Here is a 19443-nt window from a genome sequence, read left to right as displayed (position 1 = left end):
TATTTTTTTATCTAGTAGTTTTATCAAATACTTGCTGCAATGCTGTACATATTTGGTTGGGAGTAATTTCGTTGATATTGTTTTTAAAAAAGATCAGATGCGCCTGTTTGCTTCTTGGGTGCCAGTTAGTCAGGTTTTGCTGGTGGTCGTGATATAGGCCAATAATGTTTTTATTTAAGCCAGAAGCAATATGGATTATCGCAGTATCGGGAGTGATAACTGTTTCTGAATGGCGGATAATTTCTATGCTATCAAAAATAGTGCTTGTGTTTTTATAAATAAATACCGTTGGGTATTCGGTACAAATATTTTCTAATGAAGGGGTAACTTCTGGATAGGTTAGTAAAATAAAGTGATGATTAGGAAAAGTGTTGGTAAGCTTGTTTAAGATATGGCGAATATTGTTGTCATTAAACTGCCGTGCTTTAGATGCACCAAAGAAATTAACCACAGTATAATTTAATGGATGATGGTGTGCGAGAAAATTCTGTATAGCAGCATCAGATTCCACATGAACGGGCAGATTATAGTCTGTATCGATATTAGAGAAGCCACATAGCGCTAAAGCTTGTTGATAAATATCACTATAATGCTGCTGTGTGTTGGTAATATTTAAATTGAATATTTTATAATTATCCTTTGCTAGGCCGATATTATATGAACATTTCAGTTCGTGCAGTAGAATCAAATCACGCGGGCGAAATACCAAGCTTGGTTCAATAGCAATATCATATTGTTTGGCTAGCGATCGGGCGGTTAGATAATAGCTGATGGTTGATTTGGCTCTAACAACATGCAAGGCATCAATATATGGATTATTGGTGAATATGGCTTGATTTTTATGGTTGCAGATAACGCCAATGCGGATATTCGGATTAATTCTTTTGATTTCGCGAAACGCAAAAGAACTGACGATATAATCGCCAATTTTCCCATCTTGCCGCAGAAAAACTATGCCTGTTATGGTGTGAGGGTTCAGTTCGGCAATATGGATATCAGGTGACCGGTCCAGCAGGGTTTTGGCTATACGTAGCCGCAATGCTGCCCATTTTTGTTTTAGTTGCTTATATGTGCTTTTAAATGACATGGATAGGCTACCTGAAAACTAGGGCTACTCCCCCAATACCGCAATATCCGCCACTGCGTTCATCTGTTCCGCCAAGCGGTTGAGCAGGTTCAGGCGGTTTTGTTTGACGGCGGGGTCTTCTGCCATCACCATCACGCCGTCGAAGAAGGCATCGACTTGAGGTTTGACGGAAGCCAACTCGGACAAGGCGGCCTGGAAATTGCCTGCAGCTACGGCGGCGGCGATTTTCGGCTGCAAGCCTTGTGCGGCGGCGAAGAGGGCTTTTTCTTCGTCTTGTTGCAGCAGGCTTTCATCGACTTCGTCCAGCGCGGCATCGGCTTTTTTCAGCAGGTTTTGCACGCGTTTGTTGGCAGCGGCAAGCGCGGCGGCTTCGGGCAGTTGTTTGAATGCGGCAACGGCTTGCAGTTTGGCGGTCAAATCGTCCAAACGGCGCGGCTGTTTGGCGAGTACGGCGGCGACGATGTCTTGCGGATAGTCGTTTTGCAACAACACGGCAAGGCGCGCCTGCATGAAGTCGGCGGTTTCAGACGGCGTTTTTTCGTTGAGCAAACCTTTGGGGAAGCTGTCGAAGGTCGTCTGAATCAGGTCGTTTACATCCAAGCCGTAGTGCATCAGCATCCGCAAAATACCCAAGGCGGCGCGGCGCAGGGCGTAGGGGTCTTTGTCGCCGGTGGGGATCAGACCGATGCCCCAGATGCCGACCAAGGTTTCCAGCTTGTCGGCAAGCGCGACGGTGGTGGCGATTTTATTTTCAGGTAGCCTGTCTCCTGCAAAACGCGGCTGATAGTGCTGCTCGAGGGCTTCGGCGATTTCTTCGGTTTCGCCATCCAAGCGGGCGTAGTATTTGCCCATCGTGCCTTGCAGCTCGGGGAACTCGCCGACCATTTCGGTAACCAAGTCGGCTTTGGCAAGGCGCGCGGCGCGTTCGGCTGCTGCGGCATTCGCACCCAATGCTTTGGCGATGTGTGCAGCGATGCTTTGCAGGCGTTCGATGCGTTCGGCTTGCGAACCGATTTTGTTGTGATAAACCACGTTTGCCAGCTTGGGCAGGCGGCTTTCCAAAGTCGCTTTTTGGTCTTGCTTGTAGAAGAACTCGGCATCAGACAGGCGCGCGCGCAAAACGCGTTCGTTGCCTTGGATGATGTGCGTCGGGTCTTCGGTTTGCAGGTTGGACACCAGCAAAAAGCGGTTCATCAGCTTGCCGTTTTGGTCGAGCAGCGGGAAGTATTTTTGGTTTTGCTGCATGGTCAGAATCAGGCATTCCTGCGGCACAGCGAGGAAATGTTCTTCAAAACCGGCTTCCAAAACAACGGGATACTCAACCAATGCGGTTACTTCGTCCAGCAGGGCTTCATCGGCGGCTACGGTGGCTTTCAGACGACCTGCCTGTTCGTTCAAGGCAGTCTGAATGGCAGCTTTGCGCTCGGCAAACGAAGCAACGACTTTGCCTTGACCGCGCATTTGTTCGGCGTAGCTGTCGGCGTTTTCAATGGTGATTTCGCCGCTGGACAGGAAGCGGTGTCCCAAGGTTTGATTGCCGCTTTGCAGACCCAAAACGCTGACGTCCACGATGTCGCCGCCGTGCAGCACAATCAGCCCGTGAACGGGGCGCACGAAGGTAAACGTGCTGCTGCCCCAGTGCATCACTTTCGGAATCGGCAGCTTTTTAACTGCCTGATTGATAATGTCTTCCAGAAGTTCGCCCAAGGGTTTGCCGGTTTGGACGTATTCGTAGGCATAGACATCCTGCTTGCCGTCGTGGACGATGGTCAGGTCTTCGATTTTCGCGCCCGCCCCGCGTGCAAAACCTTCCAGAGCCTTGGTCGGCACACCGTCTTTCATGGCATTTGCCACGGCAGGGCCTTTTTTCACGATTTTCTGATCGGCTTGCACGGCTTTGACGTTTTTGACTTGAACCGCCAAACGGCGCGGCGAGGCATAAGCCGTAAATTCGGCGGCACCGTCAGTCAGTTGCGCTTTTTCCAAGCCTTCGGCAACGGAAGCGGCGAAGTGCTTGCCCAAATTGTTCAGGGCTTTTGGGGGGAGTTCTTCGGTGAGGAGTTCGATTAAAAGGGTTTGGGTGCTCATCGGGGCGTCGTTTAGTATTTTCAGGTAGCCTGCTGCACGTTGATTGGTTTGGTGTTTTGTTTGGAATCGGGTGCGGCAGGCTGGGTTGGTTTGGGGTGGGATTCTATCATTTTCAGGTAGCCTTTGGGGCTACCTGAAAATTATTTTGTTTCAATCCATTGTTGTTAGTGGTGGTGGTTTGCTTCTGATTTCCGTGCGTGCGGGGTGCGGGGATTATGCCACAGAAGGGCTGCTGATGCAGGGGGAATTATCGGGGCTGCCTGAAAATGGCGGCTGAATACGGCGAATCGGTCGGGCAATGCTGTGCAGCTAAAAAGGCTACCTGAAAAACGAGCAACGCGAGTTTCTGCGAAGCTAAAACCGAGAGCGGTTTTTCAGGTAGCCTTTTATCTGGTGCGTTACGGCCTTGCGACCGCCGGGCTTATTTGCTCATCTGCACCGATTGGATGGCGGTGAGCGCGATGGTGTACACGATGTCGTCCACCAATGCGCCGCGCGACAGGTCGTTTACCGGTTTGCGCAGGCCTTGCAGCATGGGGCCGACGCTCAATACGTTGGCGCTGCGCTGCACGGCTTTGTAGGTGGTGTTGCCGGTGTTCAGGTCGGGGAAGACGAACACATTGGCCTGGCCGGCGACTTTACTGTCGGGCGCTTTCTGGCGGCCGACGCTGGGCACGCTGGCGGCGTCGTATTGCAGCGGGCCGTCGATGAGCAGATCCGGGCGTTTTTCTTGCGCCAGCTTGGTGGCTTCTTTCACTTTTTCCACATCGGCGCCGCTGCCGGAGGTGCCGGTGGAGTAGGAAATCATGGCCACTCTCGGCTCGATGCCGAAGGCTTTGGCGGATTCGGCCGATTGGATGGCGATATCGGCCAGCTCGGCGGCGGTGGGCTCGGGGTTTACCGCGCAGTCGCCGTACACCAACACTTGCTCGGGCATCAGCATGAAGAACACACTGGATACCAGGCTGGCGCCGGGGGCGGTTTTAATCAGCTGCAGGGCGGGGCGGATGGTGTTGGCGGTGGTGTGTACCGCGCCGGACACCAGGCCGTCCACGTCGCCTTGTTGCAGCATCATGGTGCCGAGCACCACGCTGTCTTCCAGGGCCTGGCTGGCGAGGCCGGGGGTGAGGCCTTTGTGTTTGCGCAGCTCCACCATCGGGGCGACGTATTGCTCGCGGATGCTGTCGGGGTCGATGATTTCCAGGCTTTCAGGTAGCGTGATGCCGCGGTTGGCGGCCACTTCGCGCACGGCTTCCGGCTTGGCCAGGAGCACGCAGCGGGCGATGCCTTTGCTCTGGCAGATGGCGGCGGCTTCCACGGTGCGCGGCTCGTCGCCTTCCGGCAGCACGATGCGTTTGTTGGCGGCACGTGCCTGCTCCATCATGCGGAAGCGGAAGGCGGGCGGTGACATCAGCAGCTGGCGCGGCTTGCCGATGTTGCGGCACACGGTTTCCACGTCCACATGCTCGGCCACGAAATCCACCATGGTTTCCATGCGCTCGCTGTCGTCGGCGGGGATGGTTTGGTCTTGGAGGGCCAGCGCGTAGGCGGTGGCGAAGGTGTCGAGCTCGGTGAGCAGCACCGGCACGTTGTGGCTCAGGGCGGGGCTGATGATGCCCTGCACGGCCTGGGAGGGCGGCGTGCCGCAGGTAATCAGCAGGCCGGCCAGCGGCACGCCGCTGAGGATTTTCAGCGAGGCGGCCATCAGGATGTCTTCGCGGTCGCCGGGGGTGATTACCAATGCGCCGGAAGTGATGCGGTGGTGCATTTGGGCGGCGTTTTGCGCGGCCACTACGATTTCTTTGGTGCGGTTGCCCAAGTGTGCTTCGCCGGCAATCACTTGCGCGTTCAGGTAGCCTGCAATATCGGCCACGCGTCGCAGGGAGTGCTCGGGCGAGAAGGGCACCACGCCCAAGCAGGGCAGCTTGCCGCGCACTTTGGCGGAAACTTCGGCGGCGAAGGCTTTGGCGTCGCTGCCGTGGTAGCGGTTGAGGATGAAGCCGGCCACTTCGGTGTGGCTGTTGTCGTATTCGTGGGCGGCGAGGTTGATTTGGTCGGCCACCTGCTCGGCGCTGTGTTTGCCCACGGCGGCCACCAGGATGATGCTGGCGTTCAGCGAGGCGGCGATTTGGGCGTTTTTGCTGGTGAGGAAGCTGTGCTCGTCGTCGGGCACCACGCCTTCGATCACGGCCACATCGTGTTCGGCGGCGGTAACCCGGTCGAAATCGGACACCATCAGCTCAATCAAATCGTCGTCGCGGCCGGCGCTGATCAGCTCTTCCACTTTGGAGAGCGGCTGCGGGCCGGGCGGGTTGAGGTGGAACAGCTTGTTGGCAAACACTACGGCGCTGTCGGTGCTGCCGTCGGGCGTGGGTGTGTCGGAGACGGGTTTGTAGTAGGCGGGGCGGCGGCCGCTGCGCTGGATGGCGCGCAGGAGGCCGAGGGAAATGCTGGTGAGACCGGTTTTGGCGCCCAGGGGCACCAGTAGGAATTTCGGCATAATCGATGTCTTTCTTGGTAATAGGTTGATGAAACTGGAGAAACCTGTTTCGGGCTGGATGGCCGCCCTCGGGCAGATTGCGCCGTTTGATTGCAGGCCGCATTGTTGCATTATTAACAAGGGAGGACAAGGCTTTAGGCGGGGGATTTTCGGCGGGGAAACGGGGACGGATGTGAGCTAGGTCAAATAATGGGGGCGGTGTGGCGAGAGGTTGGGGTTCGTTATGTTGTTATTGAGGCTACCTGAAAAACCAGAGGCTACCTGAAAATCGGGATGATGGTTTTCAGGTAGCCTCTGGTTTTTAACTTCGCAGAAACTCGCGTTGCTCGTTTTAACTGAGTTGAAGCTGCGCTTTCAGGTAGCCTTTGCAGGCGGGCGCTTTATTTGTCGGCCAGGGCGTAGATGGCGCCGAGGTTGCGCCACATGCCGGCGGCGTCCATGCCGTAGCCGAACACGTAGCGGTCGGGCACGTGGATGCCCACGTAGTCGGCGGTAATTGGTTTGGGGCGGTTGATGGCTTTGTTGGCAAACACGGCAGTGCGGCAGGAGGCGGCGCCCATATCCATCACTTGGCGGTGGATGGCGGCCATGGTGTGGCCTTCGTCCAAGATGTCGTCGAGCACGAGCACGTGGCGGCCTTCCACGCTGTTTTGCGGGGCGCGCAGCCAGTTGAATTCGGCGCTGCCGCTGAGCTCGCTGCCGTAGCGGGAAACGTGCACGTAGTCGAAATCGAGCGGGAAGCGCAACAGGGGCAGCAGCTGGCCGGTGAACACGACAGCGCCGCCCATCACGGGCAGCAGCAGGGGGTATTGCTCGCCGAGGTCGGCGGTGATTTCTTCGGCCATGCGTTCGAGGGCGGCGCGGCAGGCGGCTTCGTCGAACAGCAGGTCGGCTTCTTCCAGCATGGTGCTGGCTTGCCAGAATCTTTCTTTGATGGTCATGGGGAGTCCTTGGGCGGATAAAGGCTACCTGAAAGCGCAGCTTCAACTCAGTTAAAACGAGCAACGTGAGTTTCTGCGAAGCTAAAACCTAATGAGGCCGGGCAGGATGGCTGCCCCGCCGCCCGAAGGCGGTAGCGGGCTTCGGGAGTTAGGGCGCAATTTCGGTGATGGTGATCTCTACGTTGCGGCCTTGGCGCCGGAACAGGGTGCCGCGGCTGTAGGGGGTGACTTCGGCTTGGTCGGAATATTTGACCAGCACGCGGTTTTGCCCTTGGCGGCGCAGGCTGATTTCGGCCGGATAATTGTCGCTGCCGTTGTGGTCGCGGAGCTGTACGCGGCGGGTAAAGCTGCGGGCGGGCAGGGTATGCGGCAGGCTGGGGTGGTCGAGCATCAGGGCACGGGTTTCGTTTTGGTTGGTGCGTAGGGCGGCATAGGCTTGGGCGAGGCTGCCGTTGTGATACACGCAGCGGTATACGGTGGGCACGCCTTGCTTGACCGGCTCGGGATTGCACTCGAGGTTGCCGGCGGCGGCGAAAGGGGCGGCGATGAGGAGGCTGAGCAGCAGGGTTCGGGGTTTCATGGTGGGTTTCCAGATGAGTGAGCAGGCTACCTGAAAACGGGCGGCGTGGCCGTACTGTTTCAGGTAGCCTGCATTATAGTGTATGGCAGGCTGAATCAGTATGTGCCTTGCACCAAAATATCACAGGTAACGTCGTGGATGTTGCGGTGGCCGGTGAAGGCCATGGTGATGTCCATTTCGTTGTAGAGGATTTCCAGCGCGCGGGTTACGCCGGCTTCGCCGTAGGCGCCGAGGCCGTAGATGTAGGGGCGGCCGATGAGCACGCCGCGCGCGCCCAGCGCCCAGGCGCGCAGGATGTCTTGCCCGCTGCGGATGCCGCCGTCCATCCACACTTCGATGTTTGAACCGACGGCGGATACCACGTCGGGCAGGGCGCGGATGGAGGAGGGGGCGCCGTCGAGCTGGCGGCCGCCGTGGTTGGATACGACAATGGCGTCGGCGCCGCTTTGCACGGCGGCTTCGGCGTCTTTGGGCAGCATGATGCCTTTGATGATGAGCTTGCCGCCCCATTCGTCTTTGATGCGGGCCACGTCGCTCCAGCTCAGGCTCGGATCGAACTGCTCGGCCGTCCAGGCGGAGAGGGAGCTCATGTCGCTCACGCCTTTCACGTGGCCTTCAATGTTGCCGAAGCCGCGGCGGTTGGTGTTGAGCATGCCTAGGCCCCATTCGGGTTTGGTGGCGAGGTTGAGCAGGTTGAGCAGGGTGGGCTTGGGCGGGGTGGAGAGGCCGTTTTTGATGTCTTTGTGGCGCTGGCCGAGCACTTGCAAATCGGCGGTGAGCACGAGGGCGGAGCATTGGGCGGCTTTGGCGCGGCGGATGAGGTCGCTCATGAATTCGCGGTCGCGCATCACATAAAGCTGAAACCAGAAGGGAGCAGGGCTGTTGGCGGCCACGTCTTCGATGGAGCAGATGCTCATGGTTGAGAGGGTGTAGGGCACGCCGAATTTGGCGGCGGCGCGGGCGGCGAGGATTTCGCCGTCGGCGTGCTGCATGCCGGTGAGGCCGACGGGGGCGAGGGCGAGCGGCATTTTCACGTCTTGCCCGATCATTTGGGTGGCGAGGCTGCGGTTTTCCATGTCTACCAGCACTTTTTGGCGGAAGAGGATGGATTGGAAATCGGCTTCGTTGGCGCGGTAGGTGGATTCGGTCCAGGAGCCGGTGTCGGCGTAGTCGTAGAACATTTTGGGCACTTTGCGGCGGGCTACCCGTTGCAGGTCGGCGATGCAGGTGATTTTGCTGAGGTTGGGGGTCATGGGGATGCCTTTATCTTGTTGGTTTGGTGTGGGGTAAAGCCGCCGCTGATGTGTGGCGGGAATGGTGCATTATAACGCTAATGCGGGATGGGGTTGGCGGATGGTGTGAATGAAAAGGCTACCTGAAAACCGAGTATGGGGTTTTCAGGTAGCCTTTATTCAGGATGCTGCCGGATTATTTATCGAGGCGGCGGGTTTCGAGGATGCTGCCGTCAGCCACCAGTTTGGCCAAGTCGGCACGTTTGATCGGGATCTGCTCGGATTCGTCCCAAGAGATGTCGGCCAGGTCGCCGTTCAGGTCGTTTCTGGCACCGCGCGGGTTTTCCCAAGCAGCATCTTCGGTGATGACGATGATACGGTCGGGTTGTACTTGCACCACTTTCATCAAGCCGTAGGACACTGTTTTGTTGTCGCCGAAGTCGGCTGCGGAGAAGTCGCTGAGTTTGGCGGCGTAGAGGTCGCCCACTTGGGGTTCGGCCAGGATCGGATCCAGGTCGGCAGCAGCAGCCGGAGCGGCAGGCTGTGAAACGGCGGCGCTGGCTTCGGCCGGCTGGGCAGGTGCGGAGGCGGCGGGTGCGGAGCCGTTGTTCTGGCCGCCGCAGGCTGCCAATACGGAAATGAGGGCAAGAGCAAGTAAGCGTTGTTTCATGAGGAAGTCCTTTATGGTTAAACAAAACTGGGTTGAGGCTTTCGTGCTTTACACACGGCTATATTATCGCTGGTTTACGGGAAATAGACAAATTTTTACGGTTTGAATAGCGGTGTTTTTAGGTAGCCTGTTGGGGCGGTGGTCTGTTTTGATTTTCAGGTAGCCTTTTTTGGTGGGCTACCTGAAAAAATGGTGCGGCTGTTTGCAGCTTGTTGTTTGCCATGTTGGGCCTGGGTTTTCAGCTAGCCTCTTGCGCGGCGGTGGCTTGTTGTTGCAGTTGGTAGAGCAGGTCAAGGGCTTGGCGGGGGGTGAGCTCGTCGGGGTGTAGAGCGGCGATTTTTTGCAACAGGGGGTGGGTTGTGGGGCTGGGTTCGGGCTCGGCGGGCTGGTGTTGGGGCTCGGTATCTTCGGGCAGGCTGAACATGTCCATCTGCGGGCGGCGGGCAGCGGCTTGGGCTTCGAGCTCTTCGAGGTGTTTCTGCGCGGCTTTGAGGGCGGGGGCGGGCAGGCCGGCGAGTTTGGCCACGGCGATGCCGTAGCTTTTGGCGGCGGGGCCGGGCTCGATGTGGTGCAGGAAGACGATGTCGCGGCCTTCTTCGAGGGCGGAGAGGTGCATATTAACGGCGGCACCGTGCTGCTCGGGCAGGCGGGTGAGCTCGAAATAGTGGGTGGCGAAGAGGCTGAAGGAGCGGTTTTTCTGGATAAGATGTTCGGCCACGGCTTGGGCCAGCGCGAGGCCGTCGAAGGTGGAGGTGCCGCGGCCGATTTCGTCCATGAGCACGAGGGATTGCTCGGTGGCGTGGCGCAGGATGTAGGCGGTTTCACTCATTTCTACCATGAAGGTGGAGCGGTTGGCGGCGAGGTCGTCGGAGGCACCGATGCGGGTGAAGATTTGGTCGATGGGGCCGATGCGGGCGGCTTCGGCGGGCACGAAACTGCCGGTGTGGGCGAGCAATACGATGTGGGCAACCTGGCGCATGTAGGTGGATTTGCCGCCCATATTGGGGCCGGTGAGCAGCATGAGGCGGTGTTTGTGGTCGAGGCGGGTGTGGTTGGGGGTGAAATGCGACACTTGGCGTTCGACCACGGGGTGGCGGCCGTTGTCGATTTCGATGCCGGGGTAGTCGGTGAACTGAGGGGCGCGGTAGCCGTGTTCGGCGGCAAAGAGGGCAAAGCAGCAGAGTACGTCGAGCGCGGCGGCGGCTTTGGCGCTGCGCTGGAGGAGGGGCAGCTGCTGTTGCAACTCTTGCAACAGGGTGTCGTAGAGGCGTTTTTCGAGGGAGAGGGCACGCTCTTGGGCGTTGAGCACTTTGTCTTCGAAGGTTTTGAGCTCGGGGGTGATGAAGCGTTCAGCGTTTTTCAGGGTTTGGCGGCGTTGGTAGTCGGCGGGGGCGTCGGCGGCTTGGATTTTGGAGAGCTCGATGTAGAAGCCGTGCACGCGGTTGTATTCGACTTTGAGGGTGGAGAGGCCGGTGCGCTCGCGTTCGCGGGTTTCGAGTTCGAGCAGGAAGTCGCTGCCGTGGTGTTGGATGCGGCGCAGTTCGTCGAGTTCGGGGGAGAAGCCGTGGTTGATCACGCCGCCGTCGCGCAGCCATACGGCGGGCTCGGGCAGGATGGCTGCTTGCAGGCGCTCGGCGATGGCGGCGCCTTGGGGGAAGATGTCGGTTAGGGTGTTGAGCAGACTGCTTTCAGGTAGCCTGAGCTGGGCGAGGGTGAACAGACTGTCGCGCAGGCCGGCGAGGTCGCGGGGGCGGGCGGAGCCGACGGCGATGCGGGCGGCGATGCGTTCGATGTCGGCGATGTTTTTCAGGTAGCCTTGCAGGGCGGGGTAGTCGGTTTGCAGAGCGGCTACTGCTTCTTGGCGGGCGCGGATGTGTTCGCGGTTGCGCAGGGGGTTGTGCAGCCATTGGGCAAGCAGGCGGCTGCCCATGTTACTGGCGCAGCAATCGAGGGTGGAGAAGAGGGTGGGTTCTTTTTTGCCGCCCAGGGTGGCGGTGATTTCGAGGTTGCGGCGGGTGGCGGCGTCCATGCCGATGTGCTGCTGCTCGGTTTCGAGGCTGAGGTTGTCGAGGTGGCGGGGCAGGCGGGATTGGGTGTGGCGGATGTAGTTGAGCAGGGCGCCGGCGGCGCCGATGGCAGGGTCGTGTTCGCCGGCTTGGAGGCCGAAGCCGAGCAGGTCTTGGCTGCCGAAGTAATCGGTGAGCAGGGTGTAGGCGCTGTCGGGGGCGAATTGCCAGTCGTGCAGGCGGGTGGGCTGGCAGTTTTCAGGTAGCCTCAGTTGGGCGGCGGCTTGGTCGGGCAGCAAGACTTCGGCGGCTTGCAGGCGGGCGAGCTCGTCGGCCAGCTGGGCGGGGGGGATGATTTTGGCTTTGAATTCGCCGCTTTGCAGTGAAGCCCAGGCAAGGCCGACGGGCTGTTTGGCTTTGCCGCTCCAAGCTACGGCGGCGATGCGGTTGGTTTCTTTGTCTTCGAGAAGGGCGGCGTCGGTGAGGGTGCCGGGGGTGACGATGCGCACCACTTCGCGCGCCACGGGGCCTTTGCCGGCGCCCACTTCGCCCACTTGCTCGCAAATGGCCACGCTGCGGCCGAGTTTCACCAGTTTGGCCAGGTATTGCTCGGCGGCGTGGTGCGGCACGCCGGCCATTTTCACGGGCTCGCCGTTGAGTTGGCCGCGGGTGGTGAGCGTGATGTCGAGCAGGCGGGCGGCTTCTTCGGCGTCGGTGAAGAAGAGTTCGTAGAAGTCGCCCATGCGGTAGAACAGCAGTTTGTCGGCGTGCTGCGCTTTGATGTCGAGATATTGCTGCATCATGGGTGAAACGGCGCTTTTGCGGCTCATGAAGGCTACCTGAAAAATGGAAATGCGAAAGACGGTATTGTAGCCGATGCGGCAGCGGGCGAAATGTTTGTGCTTGTAAAATGATTTGCCCGGCGGCTGGGGCGGGTGGTTAAATCCTGCCCGTTTGCGCCTGCAGCCGCCGTAAAGGGGCAGTTTGGGCAGGGATGTGCCGGAAACGGCAGCCGGCACGGCGGCAGCGGGCAATATTATTTGTCAATTTCTTTCAGCGGTATAAATTCACGATTATGGGAAGATAAACGAGATGGCAGGAAAATTTCTTTCTCTTCGCAAGGGCTGGCTGGTTTTGCCGGCATTGCTGCTGGGCGGCTGTTTTTTCCACCCGCACAAACCGTCCGGCGGCGGCGCGGTTTCGGCTTTGCCGCCGGGGCAGCGTTATGCGGAAGGGTATCAGCATCGGGTTTCAGGTAGCCCCGCGGGGTATAAGGCGGTGTCGTTTGCCGCTTTGCCGCAGTGGGCGCAGCAGGATTTCGGCGCTGGCTTGGAGGCGTTCCGCAAAAGTTGTTTGTCGCTGAAAAACCGGCCGCAGTGGCAGAATGTGTGCACGCAGGCCAATGCCACCGGCCGCCACGCAGCCCGGCAGTTTTTCGAAACTTATTTCACGCCCTGGGAAGTGAGCCACAACGGCCAGCTGGGTGGCACGATTACCGGCTACTACGAGCCGGTGCTGCAAGGCAGTGCGCAGCAGACGGCGCAGGCACGTTTCCCGATTTACGGCGTGCCGGCGGATTTGGTAAGCGTGCCGCTGGTGGGCGCGCCGCAATCGGGCACGGTGCGCATCCGACTCACCGGCCCCAATAGCGGACAGATTGCCGCCAACGGCGAATACACGGCCAATTTGGCCGATTTCCCCGGCCGCGAGAAAAGCCGCACCTTGAAAGGTAGAATTTCAGGTAGCCGCCTCGTGCCGTACCATACCCGTGCCGAAATCAATGCCGGCGCTTTAAATAGCAAGGCTCCGGTGTTGGCTTATGCCAACGATCCGGTTGAACTGTTCTTCCTGCATATCCAAGGCTCCGGCCGGCTACGTACACCGGACGGGCGCTTTATTCGCTTGGGTTTTGCCGATAAAAACGACCATCCGTATGTGTCGATTGGTCGCTATATGGCCGATAAAGGCTATCTGCCGCTGGCGCAAACCAGCATGCCGAAAATCCGTGATTGGCTGCGTGCCTATCCCGATAAATTGGCCGAAGTGTTGGGGAAAAACCCCAGTTATGTGTTTTTCCGCCAACTGCCCGACAGCAACGACGGGCCGATCGGCTCGCTCGGCGTGCCGCTCACCGGCGGCTATTCCGGCGCGGTGGACAAGCGCTTCATCACTTTGGGCGCACCGATGTTCTTGGCGACCGCCCATCCGGAAACCGGCCGTGCGCTCAACCGCTTAATGATGGCGCAAGATACCGGCAGCGCCATCAACGGCGCAGTGCGGGTAGATTTTTTCTGGGGTTACGGCGACGAAGCCGGCAGGGTGGCCGGGCGCATGAAGCAGACCGGTTATGTGTGGCAGCTGCTGCCGAATGGAGTGCTGCCATAATGGTGATTAAAGTTGAAACGGACTGAAATATCCGGCTGCCTGATGGCGAAAAAGGTGCAATCTGGCCGGGTATCCTGCCTAAAAGCGTATAGCTTGATGAATCCGTTTGAAGTAAACGTGTAAATTAATATATACTTTAGGCTAAATTTCAACATTTGTGTTTAGAAATTGGAAAGACGCAAAGAGAAGAAGGATGAATATTTTCATTCAATTATGTTTAGGGAGGGTGGGATAAATGGATCTGATGATTCTGATTCCGCTATTGGTGGTGTTGGCCGGCTTGATTTTTGTCCAGCGCCGCCAGAAGCAACAGGCGCAGGCTAGTGCCGAGGCTGAGAAAAAAGGCCGTGGTAAAGGCAAGCGGTCACCGGCTAAAGCTGCTGCTGTCAAACGTGCGGCCCCTGTCGCCGAGCGCCAAGCCGCAGCGGTGGAGTCTGAGCCGGATGTGACTGTGGGCGAAGACTGGGGCTGGGAAGCTGTGCCGGATGTGGAAGTGGAAGAAGCCGCTACTGTATCTCGGGAAGTGGACGCGCTGACCGAATATAAAGTGTATAAGCAGTTCGGTTATCACGAAAAAGCAGCCGAATCTTTGTCGCAATACCTGACTTCCAGCTCGACATCAATCAGCGAAGGCATGCGCAGCACCTTGGTTAATGAGCTGGTGCAGCTTTGGCTGGATGCGAAAAAGCCTGATGAATTGGCGGAAACGCTGCGCCAATTCGGCAGCGTACTAACCAAAGCCCAAGTTGAAGACTATATCAAGCAAGGCTTGGCGATTGATAAAAACAACCTCAATCTGCGTGTGTTGGCAGAAGAGGTGTTGGGCTGGGGTGTGCAACAGACTTCGGCAGAGATCGGCGAGCGCACCGGTTTGGATGCGCCGGCTCAAGCTAAACAGAAAAGCCGTCGTACTGTTGCGCCGGCTGATGCTGGTGCAGAGCAGGAAGTTGCAGAGCTGTCTGTTGCCAAAACCCGCAAAGAATTGGTTACCAATTCCAAATATGCCGGCGCTATTTTAGTGCATGATGAGGAAAAAGCTGCTTTGATGGGCTTTATGCAGCCTGAATCCGGTTACCGTCTAATGAAGGACCGTTTGGCTTATGATGCTGCGGTTAGCTATGCAAATAAAGCTATCCGTCAGGCTAATAAGCCAGCTGCCTTGATTATCGATGCGCTGAGTTTGGATTATAAGAATCGGAATATCGATCGTTTTGCTCAGCATCTGTGGCAGTTGTATTACACGCTTGGTCAATATGGCCGCCAAGTTAAGGAAAGAATGCTGGGTTGGGGCTTAAATTTGGGTGAACATCCTATCTTTACCCAGTTGGAAGCCAATCCGAATGAAGCGCAGTTGAGAGATATGGGGATTGCCTACGGCTTCCTCGAGCGGGGTAGCAGCACCCAAAAAGCACACCGCAAGCCGTTAATCAGAACGCGTACTGATGATGTGAGCATTAAACAAACGCCTGCGGAAAAAGTATTACGCGATGTCGAATCTTTGCTGATGTATGGCCAGCTTGATGAAGCGATGAATTTGCTGGAAGAATCCATTTTGGAATATCCCAGCGAGTCGCAGCTGTATATCACGCTATTCGATATTTGCGAACGAGCGGAAGAATGGGAGCGCTTGGAGCAGGTGTTGCATAAAATACGTGCCAATATTCAGCATCCGCCAGAGGAAGTGGTGTTGGCTATGAGCCAGCTGCTGCAAAAAATCAACTACGGTTCTGTTCGGACATAATAAATGACTAATAACGCAATCCCCCAAGTGAAAACAGTCCATATTATGCTGCTGGGCATGGATGAGCGCCAATATGCGATGTTCCGCATGGCCTTTAAAATGCACGGTATCACTAATTATGAATTGGTTACGGTAGAGCAGGGTATTCAGCCGGATATGGTGCTGGCTGATGCAGACACCGATGTGCAGATTTGGAAAGATGCAAAAAGCCAATTTCCTGATGCAAAGGTGGTGTATTTTTCCAGCTCCCCACCGTCGGTTACCGCTCCTTATTTGGCCAAGCCGATTAAATTCGATACCTTGTTTTTAAGCCTGAAAAACCTTCAGCAAGGCAATGGTATTTGGGTTGTTAGTGGCAGCAGGCCTGGACCTGCCTCTAAGCAGGTTAAGCATGAGGTGGAAAAAGTACATGCGCCGCAACAATCTCAGACTGCGGTCGTTTCCCTAGAGCATTTCGATGAAGATGAAGGGCTGCTCGGCGAAGTCCGGAGGGCGGCGAAACAGGAAGCGGATGTCGCAGTCATGCATAACGGGAAACCGGTATTATTGGTATTCCCGTCTATTCAAAAAGTTCTGCTGGCAACTGACTCGGAAACGCTCAAATCTCTGTGTGAACAGAAGTTTGTAGATTTGCAGACCCGGGTGGTTACAGAAGAGCATCTCAAGGCCAAAGCCAAACTTTCCATCAGTGCCTGTTTGTGGCAGCTGGCAATTTGGACTGGTAACGGCCGTTTCCCCAAAGTTATCAATAAAAATACAGTTTTCAGAGTAAAAAGCTGGCCCAATCTGACTCGGTTGGCGCCGTTGGCCGAGTCTATGCGTTTGTCGGCTTTCCTGACCAAGGCTTCAGGTAGCCTGCCGATTTTGCACAAGCTGATGCTGATTGATAACAGGGATTTGGCTGATTATCTGACTGCCGTTTATGTTACCGACCATTTGGTGGTGGAAACTGCCGATCAGGCAGAACAATCGGTAGCAGGTGCAGGCCGGGCAAGGCAGACTGCGCAGCAAGCCGTACAGCGTCTGGAGAGTGCGCAGGTTAGACAGCATGACGATTCGGATGAGCATGAGCCAAGGCAGCGTGGATTGCTGCAACGTTTGATGAATAAAATTATTGGCCGATAAAGGAATATAACATGGCAGAAAATAAGATTATTTTTACAGGCCCTGTCGGAGTGGGGAAAACCACTGCTATTGCCGCACTATCAGACGACCCGCCCATTAAAACTGATGCCCGTGCATCCGATATGACCACCTCCATGAAAAGCCACACCACGGTTGCGATGGATTATGGCGTGATTCATTTGGATGAACATACCAAAGTGCATCTGTATGGCACGCCGGGTCAAGAACGTTTTGACTTTATGTGGGATATTTTGAGCCAAGGCAGTATGGGTTTGGTGTTGCTGTTGGATAATACGCGCTCCAATCCTTTGAAGGATTTGAAATTCTTCTTGGATTCGTTCAGTGATTTGCTCAAGACCGCACCGGTAGTGGTGGGCGTAACCAAGATGGATTTGAAAGCCACGCCCGGTATCGAGGTGTATCAGAAATACCTGTTGCAATACGGCATGAACGTGCCGGTGTTTGAGGTGGATGCCCGCAACGAAAATGATGTCAAACAGCTGGTTACTGCGATGCTGTATTCAATTGATCCCGGTTTAGAGGTATAAAAATGGATTCAACACTACTTTTGCAGCCTAATCTGTATCCGCGAGTAACGCCGGCCGGCGCTTACTATGCGGTGTCTAATAAGGGACAAAGTGCCAGCCGCACCTTGCTGGGCGGTATTTTGCAGGCCGGCGAGAAAGAAACGGTTAGCCGGGAGAACGTGTTGCGTTGGGCGCAAACCAACGACATTGATGCCGCATTGAACCTACTGTATCGGATGCAGCGCTTGGAATTTCTGTATGGCGAAGACGAGCCGGATAAGAAAACCGATTTGCTGAGCGGTACCGGTTTGCCTAATATCCTGATGCACCTTTCCGATGTACAGAAAGCCCTGCTGGTGGATCAGGACGGTTTCTATTTTTCCAGCTCAGGCTTCAACCATGAGGCAGCGGAAGAAATCGCCGTATTGGCCAGCGAAGCGGTACGCCTGTATGAGCAGCACAGCCTGTTGATTAAAAACAATTTGAATATTTACCACAACGCAGTGGGCATTTGCGATCCGTCCGGCCAAAGCGAGCTGACCTTCTTCCCGCTGTATATTGGTGATTTGAAATTTATTCTGGTTACCGGCGGGGTGCCGCAATTGCACAAAGACGAGTTTGTGTCCTTAGTGCGTGCCTTGTATCAAATTGTTGATTCTGCCAACCAAATTGAAACATTCTGATTAAATTATTGGGAAAACACGATATGCAACAACAATTAGTCTCTTCCGTACTGAGCGATTTAAACAGTTCTTCTGTTGATATTACCGCTTCCGCCGTTATTTCCAGCGACGGCCTGCCGATTGCCTCCATGCTCCAGTCCAATATTGACCCGGACCGCGTGGGTGCCATGTCTGCCGCCTTGCTGGCCTTGGGCAACCGCACCACCAAAGAGCTGCTGTGCGGCGAATTGGAGCAGGTAATCGTCAAAGGCACCGATGGCTACATCCTGTTGATTCAGGCCGGCGAAGACACCGTTTTGGTGGTAACCGCCCGCGAAAGCGCCAAACTGGGCTTGATCCTGCTGGATGCGCGCCGCGCCGCCCGCAACATCGTGGATTTGGAAAGCAGCTAAGTCTATCCAGCACGATGCAGTAAAGTCATCAGGCTACCTGAAAATACAGCCAATCTGTTTCAGGTAGCCTTTGTTCCATTGCCGGGCTGCCAATCGGCCGGCTAACGGAGTTTCCGACAAGATGGTATTTGGATTTTTTAGAAAACAGAAAACGCAACCTGCCGAACAACAGCCGGAGCTTGACACGCCTCAAGCTGCCGATGTGTCTGAAGATGCGGTAGTGACCGATGAACCTGCTCCCGAAGTGCCGGAAAACGCTCCAGCCGAAACAGGGGAAATCCCGGCAGCAGAAGCGGCCGAGCCAGCCGCAAAACAGCCTGAAGCTGAGAACACCGCCCATGCGGAGCAGCAAGATGATCAGCCGCCCGCGCTGGGCTGGGCTGCCCGTTTGAAACAGGGCTTGAGCAAATCGCGCCAGCAGATGGCCAAATCGCTGGCCGGCGTGTTTGGCGGCGGCAAGATAGACGAAGACCTGTATGAAGAGCTCGAAACCGTGTTGCTCACCAGCGATATGGGCATCGAGGCCACCGAGCATTTGATGGAGGAAGTACGCAAGCGCGTCAGCCTGCGCGGCTTGAAAGACGGCGAGGAATTGCGCGGCGCGCTGAAGGAGGCGGTGTACGAGCTGATCAAGCCGCTGGAGCAGCCGTTGAATATTCCGGAGGGTAAACAACCGTTTGTGATGATGCTGGCCGGCATCAACGGCGCGGGCAAAACCACCTCTATCGGCAAGCTGGCCAAATATTTCCAAGCGCAGGGCAAATCCGTGCTGCTGGCGGCAGGCGACACCTTCCGCGCTGCCGCGCGCGAGCAGCTGGCCGAGTGGGGCGAGCGCAACGGCGTTACCGTGATTGCCCAGGCTTCGGGCGATTCTGCCGCCGTCTGCTTCGATGCGGTGGAAGCTGCCAAAGCGCGCGGCATCGACATCGTGCTGGCCGACACCGCCGGCCGCCTGCCCACGCAGACGCATTTGATGGAAGAAATCAAGAAAGTGAAACGTGTGTTGCAGAAGGCCATGCCCGATGCGCCGCACGAAATCGTGGTGGTGCTCGATGCCAACATCGGCCAAAACGCCATCAACCAGGTGATCGCGTTCGACGACGCGCTGGGGCTCACCGGCCTGATTGTGACCAAGCTCGACGGTACGGCCAAAGGCGGCGTGCTGGCGGCTTTGGCCAGCCGTCGGCCGGTGCCCGTGCGCTTCATCGGCGTGGGCGAGGGTATCGACGATTTGCGCCCGTTCAACGCCCGCGAATTTGTGGATGCCTTGCTGTAAGCCTTCCGCCGTTTCGCAAAGAAAGGCTACCTGAAAAATATTTTGGCTTGGCGGAAACCCGCGCTTCCGTGCCACCATTTTCAGGTAGCCTGCCAATCACGCGGCAGCGCCTGAACCATTTGCACTTAATTCAAACAAGCCCAAAGGCTACCTGAAAACTTTTCAGGTAGCCTGTTATATAATCCGCCATCGTCTAACGTTTTTGAGAAC

At 56.6% G+C, this 19443-nt stretch carries 15 protein-coding genes; 7 read left to right on the top strand and 8 right to left on the bottom strand.

The genetic code is table 11. From position 1 onward, the window contains the following. Positions 1 to 7: 7 nt before the first annotated feature. The 8 genes from LG371_RS05490 to mutS form a co-directional block, all read right to left on the bottom strand. Positions 8 to 1087 carry a glycosyltransferase family 9 protein gene (locus LG371_RS05490; RefSeq protein ID WP_082890672.1) on the bottom strand — a complete coding sequence of 360 codons (1080 nt, stop codon included), beginning with the start codon at positions 1085 to 1087 and terminating at the stop codon, positions 8 to 10. A gap of 24 nt (positions 1088 to 1111) precedes the next feature. Then, positions 1112 to 3175 carry a glycine--tRNA ligase subunit beta gene (glyS, locus tag LG371_RS05485; RefSeq protein WP_225747954.1) on the bottom strand — a complete coding sequence of 688 codons (2064 nt, stop codon included), beginning with the start codon at positions 3173 to 3175 and terminating at the stop codon, positions 1112 to 1114. 421 nt (positions 3176 to 3596) lie between these two features. Further along, complete coding sequence (gene pta, locus LG371_RS05480; protein ID WP_225747953.1) at positions 3597 to 5675, bottom strand: phosphate acetyltransferase; 2079 nt, start codon at positions 5673 to 5675, stop codon at positions 3597 to 3599. Positions 5676 to 6055: 380 nt separating this feature from the next. After that, on the bottom strand, positions 6056 to 6616 hold the full coding sequence (locus tag LG371_RS05475) for a hypoxanthine-guanine phosphoribosyltransferase (RefSeq protein WP_067590122.1): 561 nt from the start codon (positions 6614 to 6616) through the stop codon (positions 6056 to 6058). Between the two features lie 148 nt (positions 6617 to 6764). Beyond that, positions 6765 to 7196: a hypothetical protein gene (locus LG371_RS05470; RefSeq protein ID WP_067590119.1), complete on the bottom strand. Its 432-nt coding sequence runs from the start codon at positions 7194 to 7196 to the stop codon at positions 6765 to 6767. Between the two features lie 95 nt (positions 7197 to 7291). Beyond that, a complete protein-coding gene (locus tag LG371_RS05465) occupies positions 7292 to 8449 on the bottom strand; it encodes an alpha-hydroxy acid oxidase (RefSeq protein ID WP_225747952.1) in 1158 nt (385 codons plus the stop codon). 175 nt (positions 8450 to 8624) lie between these two features. Continuing rightward, positions 8625 to 9098: a hypothetical protein gene (locus LG371_RS05460; protein WP_067590112.1), complete on the bottom strand. Its 474-nt coding sequence runs from the start codon at positions 9096 to 9098 to the stop codon at positions 8625 to 8627. 238 nt (positions 9099 to 9336) lie between these two features. Then, positions 9337 to 11934 (bottom strand): DNA mismatch repair protein MutS, encoded by a 2598-nt coding sequence (mutS, locus tag LG371_RS05455; RefSeq protein WP_067590365.1) that lies wholly within the window; start codon positions 11932 to 11934, stop codon positions 9337 to 9339. A gap of 262 nt (positions 11935 to 12196) precedes the next feature. Here mutS and LG371_RS05450 point away from each other — a divergent pair, with 262 nt between their 5' ends. The 7 genes from LG371_RS05450 (at position 12197) to ftsY (ending at position 19233) form a co-directional block, all read left to right on the top strand. Beyond that, entirely contained in the window at positions 12197 to 13489 is a 1293-nt protein-coding gene (locus LG371_RS05450) for a murein transglycosylase A (RefSeq protein WP_225747951.1), read from the top strand. Between the two features lie 235 nt (positions 13490 to 13724). Next, entirely contained in the window at positions 13725 to 15230 is a 1506-nt protein-coding gene (locus LG371_RS05445) for a hypothetical protein (RefSeq protein WP_225747950.1), read from the top strand. Between the two features lie 3 nt (positions 15231 to 15233). Next, positions 15234 to 16355: a hypothetical protein gene (locus LG371_RS05440; RefSeq protein ID WP_067590103.1), complete on the top strand. Its 1122-nt coding sequence runs from the start codon at positions 15234 to 15236 to the stop codon at positions 16353 to 16355. Positions 16356 to 16366: 11 nt separating this feature from the next. Further along, a complete protein-coding gene (locus tag LG371_RS05435; protein ID WP_067590100.1) occupies positions 16367 to 16903 on the top strand; it encodes an ATP/GTP-binding protein in 537 nt (178 codons plus the stop codon). A gap of 2 nt (positions 16904 to 16905) precedes the next feature. Further along, the gene (locus LG371_RS05430) at positions 16906 to 17565 is read left to right on the top strand and encodes a roadblock/LC7 domain-containing protein (protein WP_067590097.1); all 660 of its coding nucleotides are present in this window, start codon (positions 16906 to 16908) and stop codon (positions 17563 to 17565) included. Positions 17566 to 17588: 23 nt separating this feature from the next. Then, positions 17589 to 17957 (top strand): roadblock/LC7 domain-containing protein, encoded by a 369-nt coding sequence (locus LG371_RS05425; protein ID WP_067590094.1) that lies wholly within the window; start codon positions 17589 to 17591, stop codon positions 17955 to 17957. A 121-nt stretch (positions 17958 to 18078) separates the two neighbouring features. Then, positions 18079 to 19233 (top strand): signal recognition particle-docking protein FtsY, encoded by a 1155-nt coding sequence (gene ftsY, locus LG371_RS05420; protein WP_067590091.1) that lies wholly within the window; start codon positions 18079 to 18081, stop codon positions 19231 to 19233. The last annotated feature ends 210 nt before the right edge of the window (positions 19234 to 19443 follow it).

Origin of the sequence: Eikenella sp. Marseille-P7795 (genome assembly GCF_916618725.1) — a bacterium.
GTDB lineage: Bacteria > Pseudomonadota > Gammaproteobacteria > Burkholderiales > Neisseriaceae > Eikenella > Eikenella longinqua.
The sequence above is the reverse complement of the archived record's forward strand: the minus strand, read 5'-3'. Positions and strand labels throughout refer to the sequence as shown.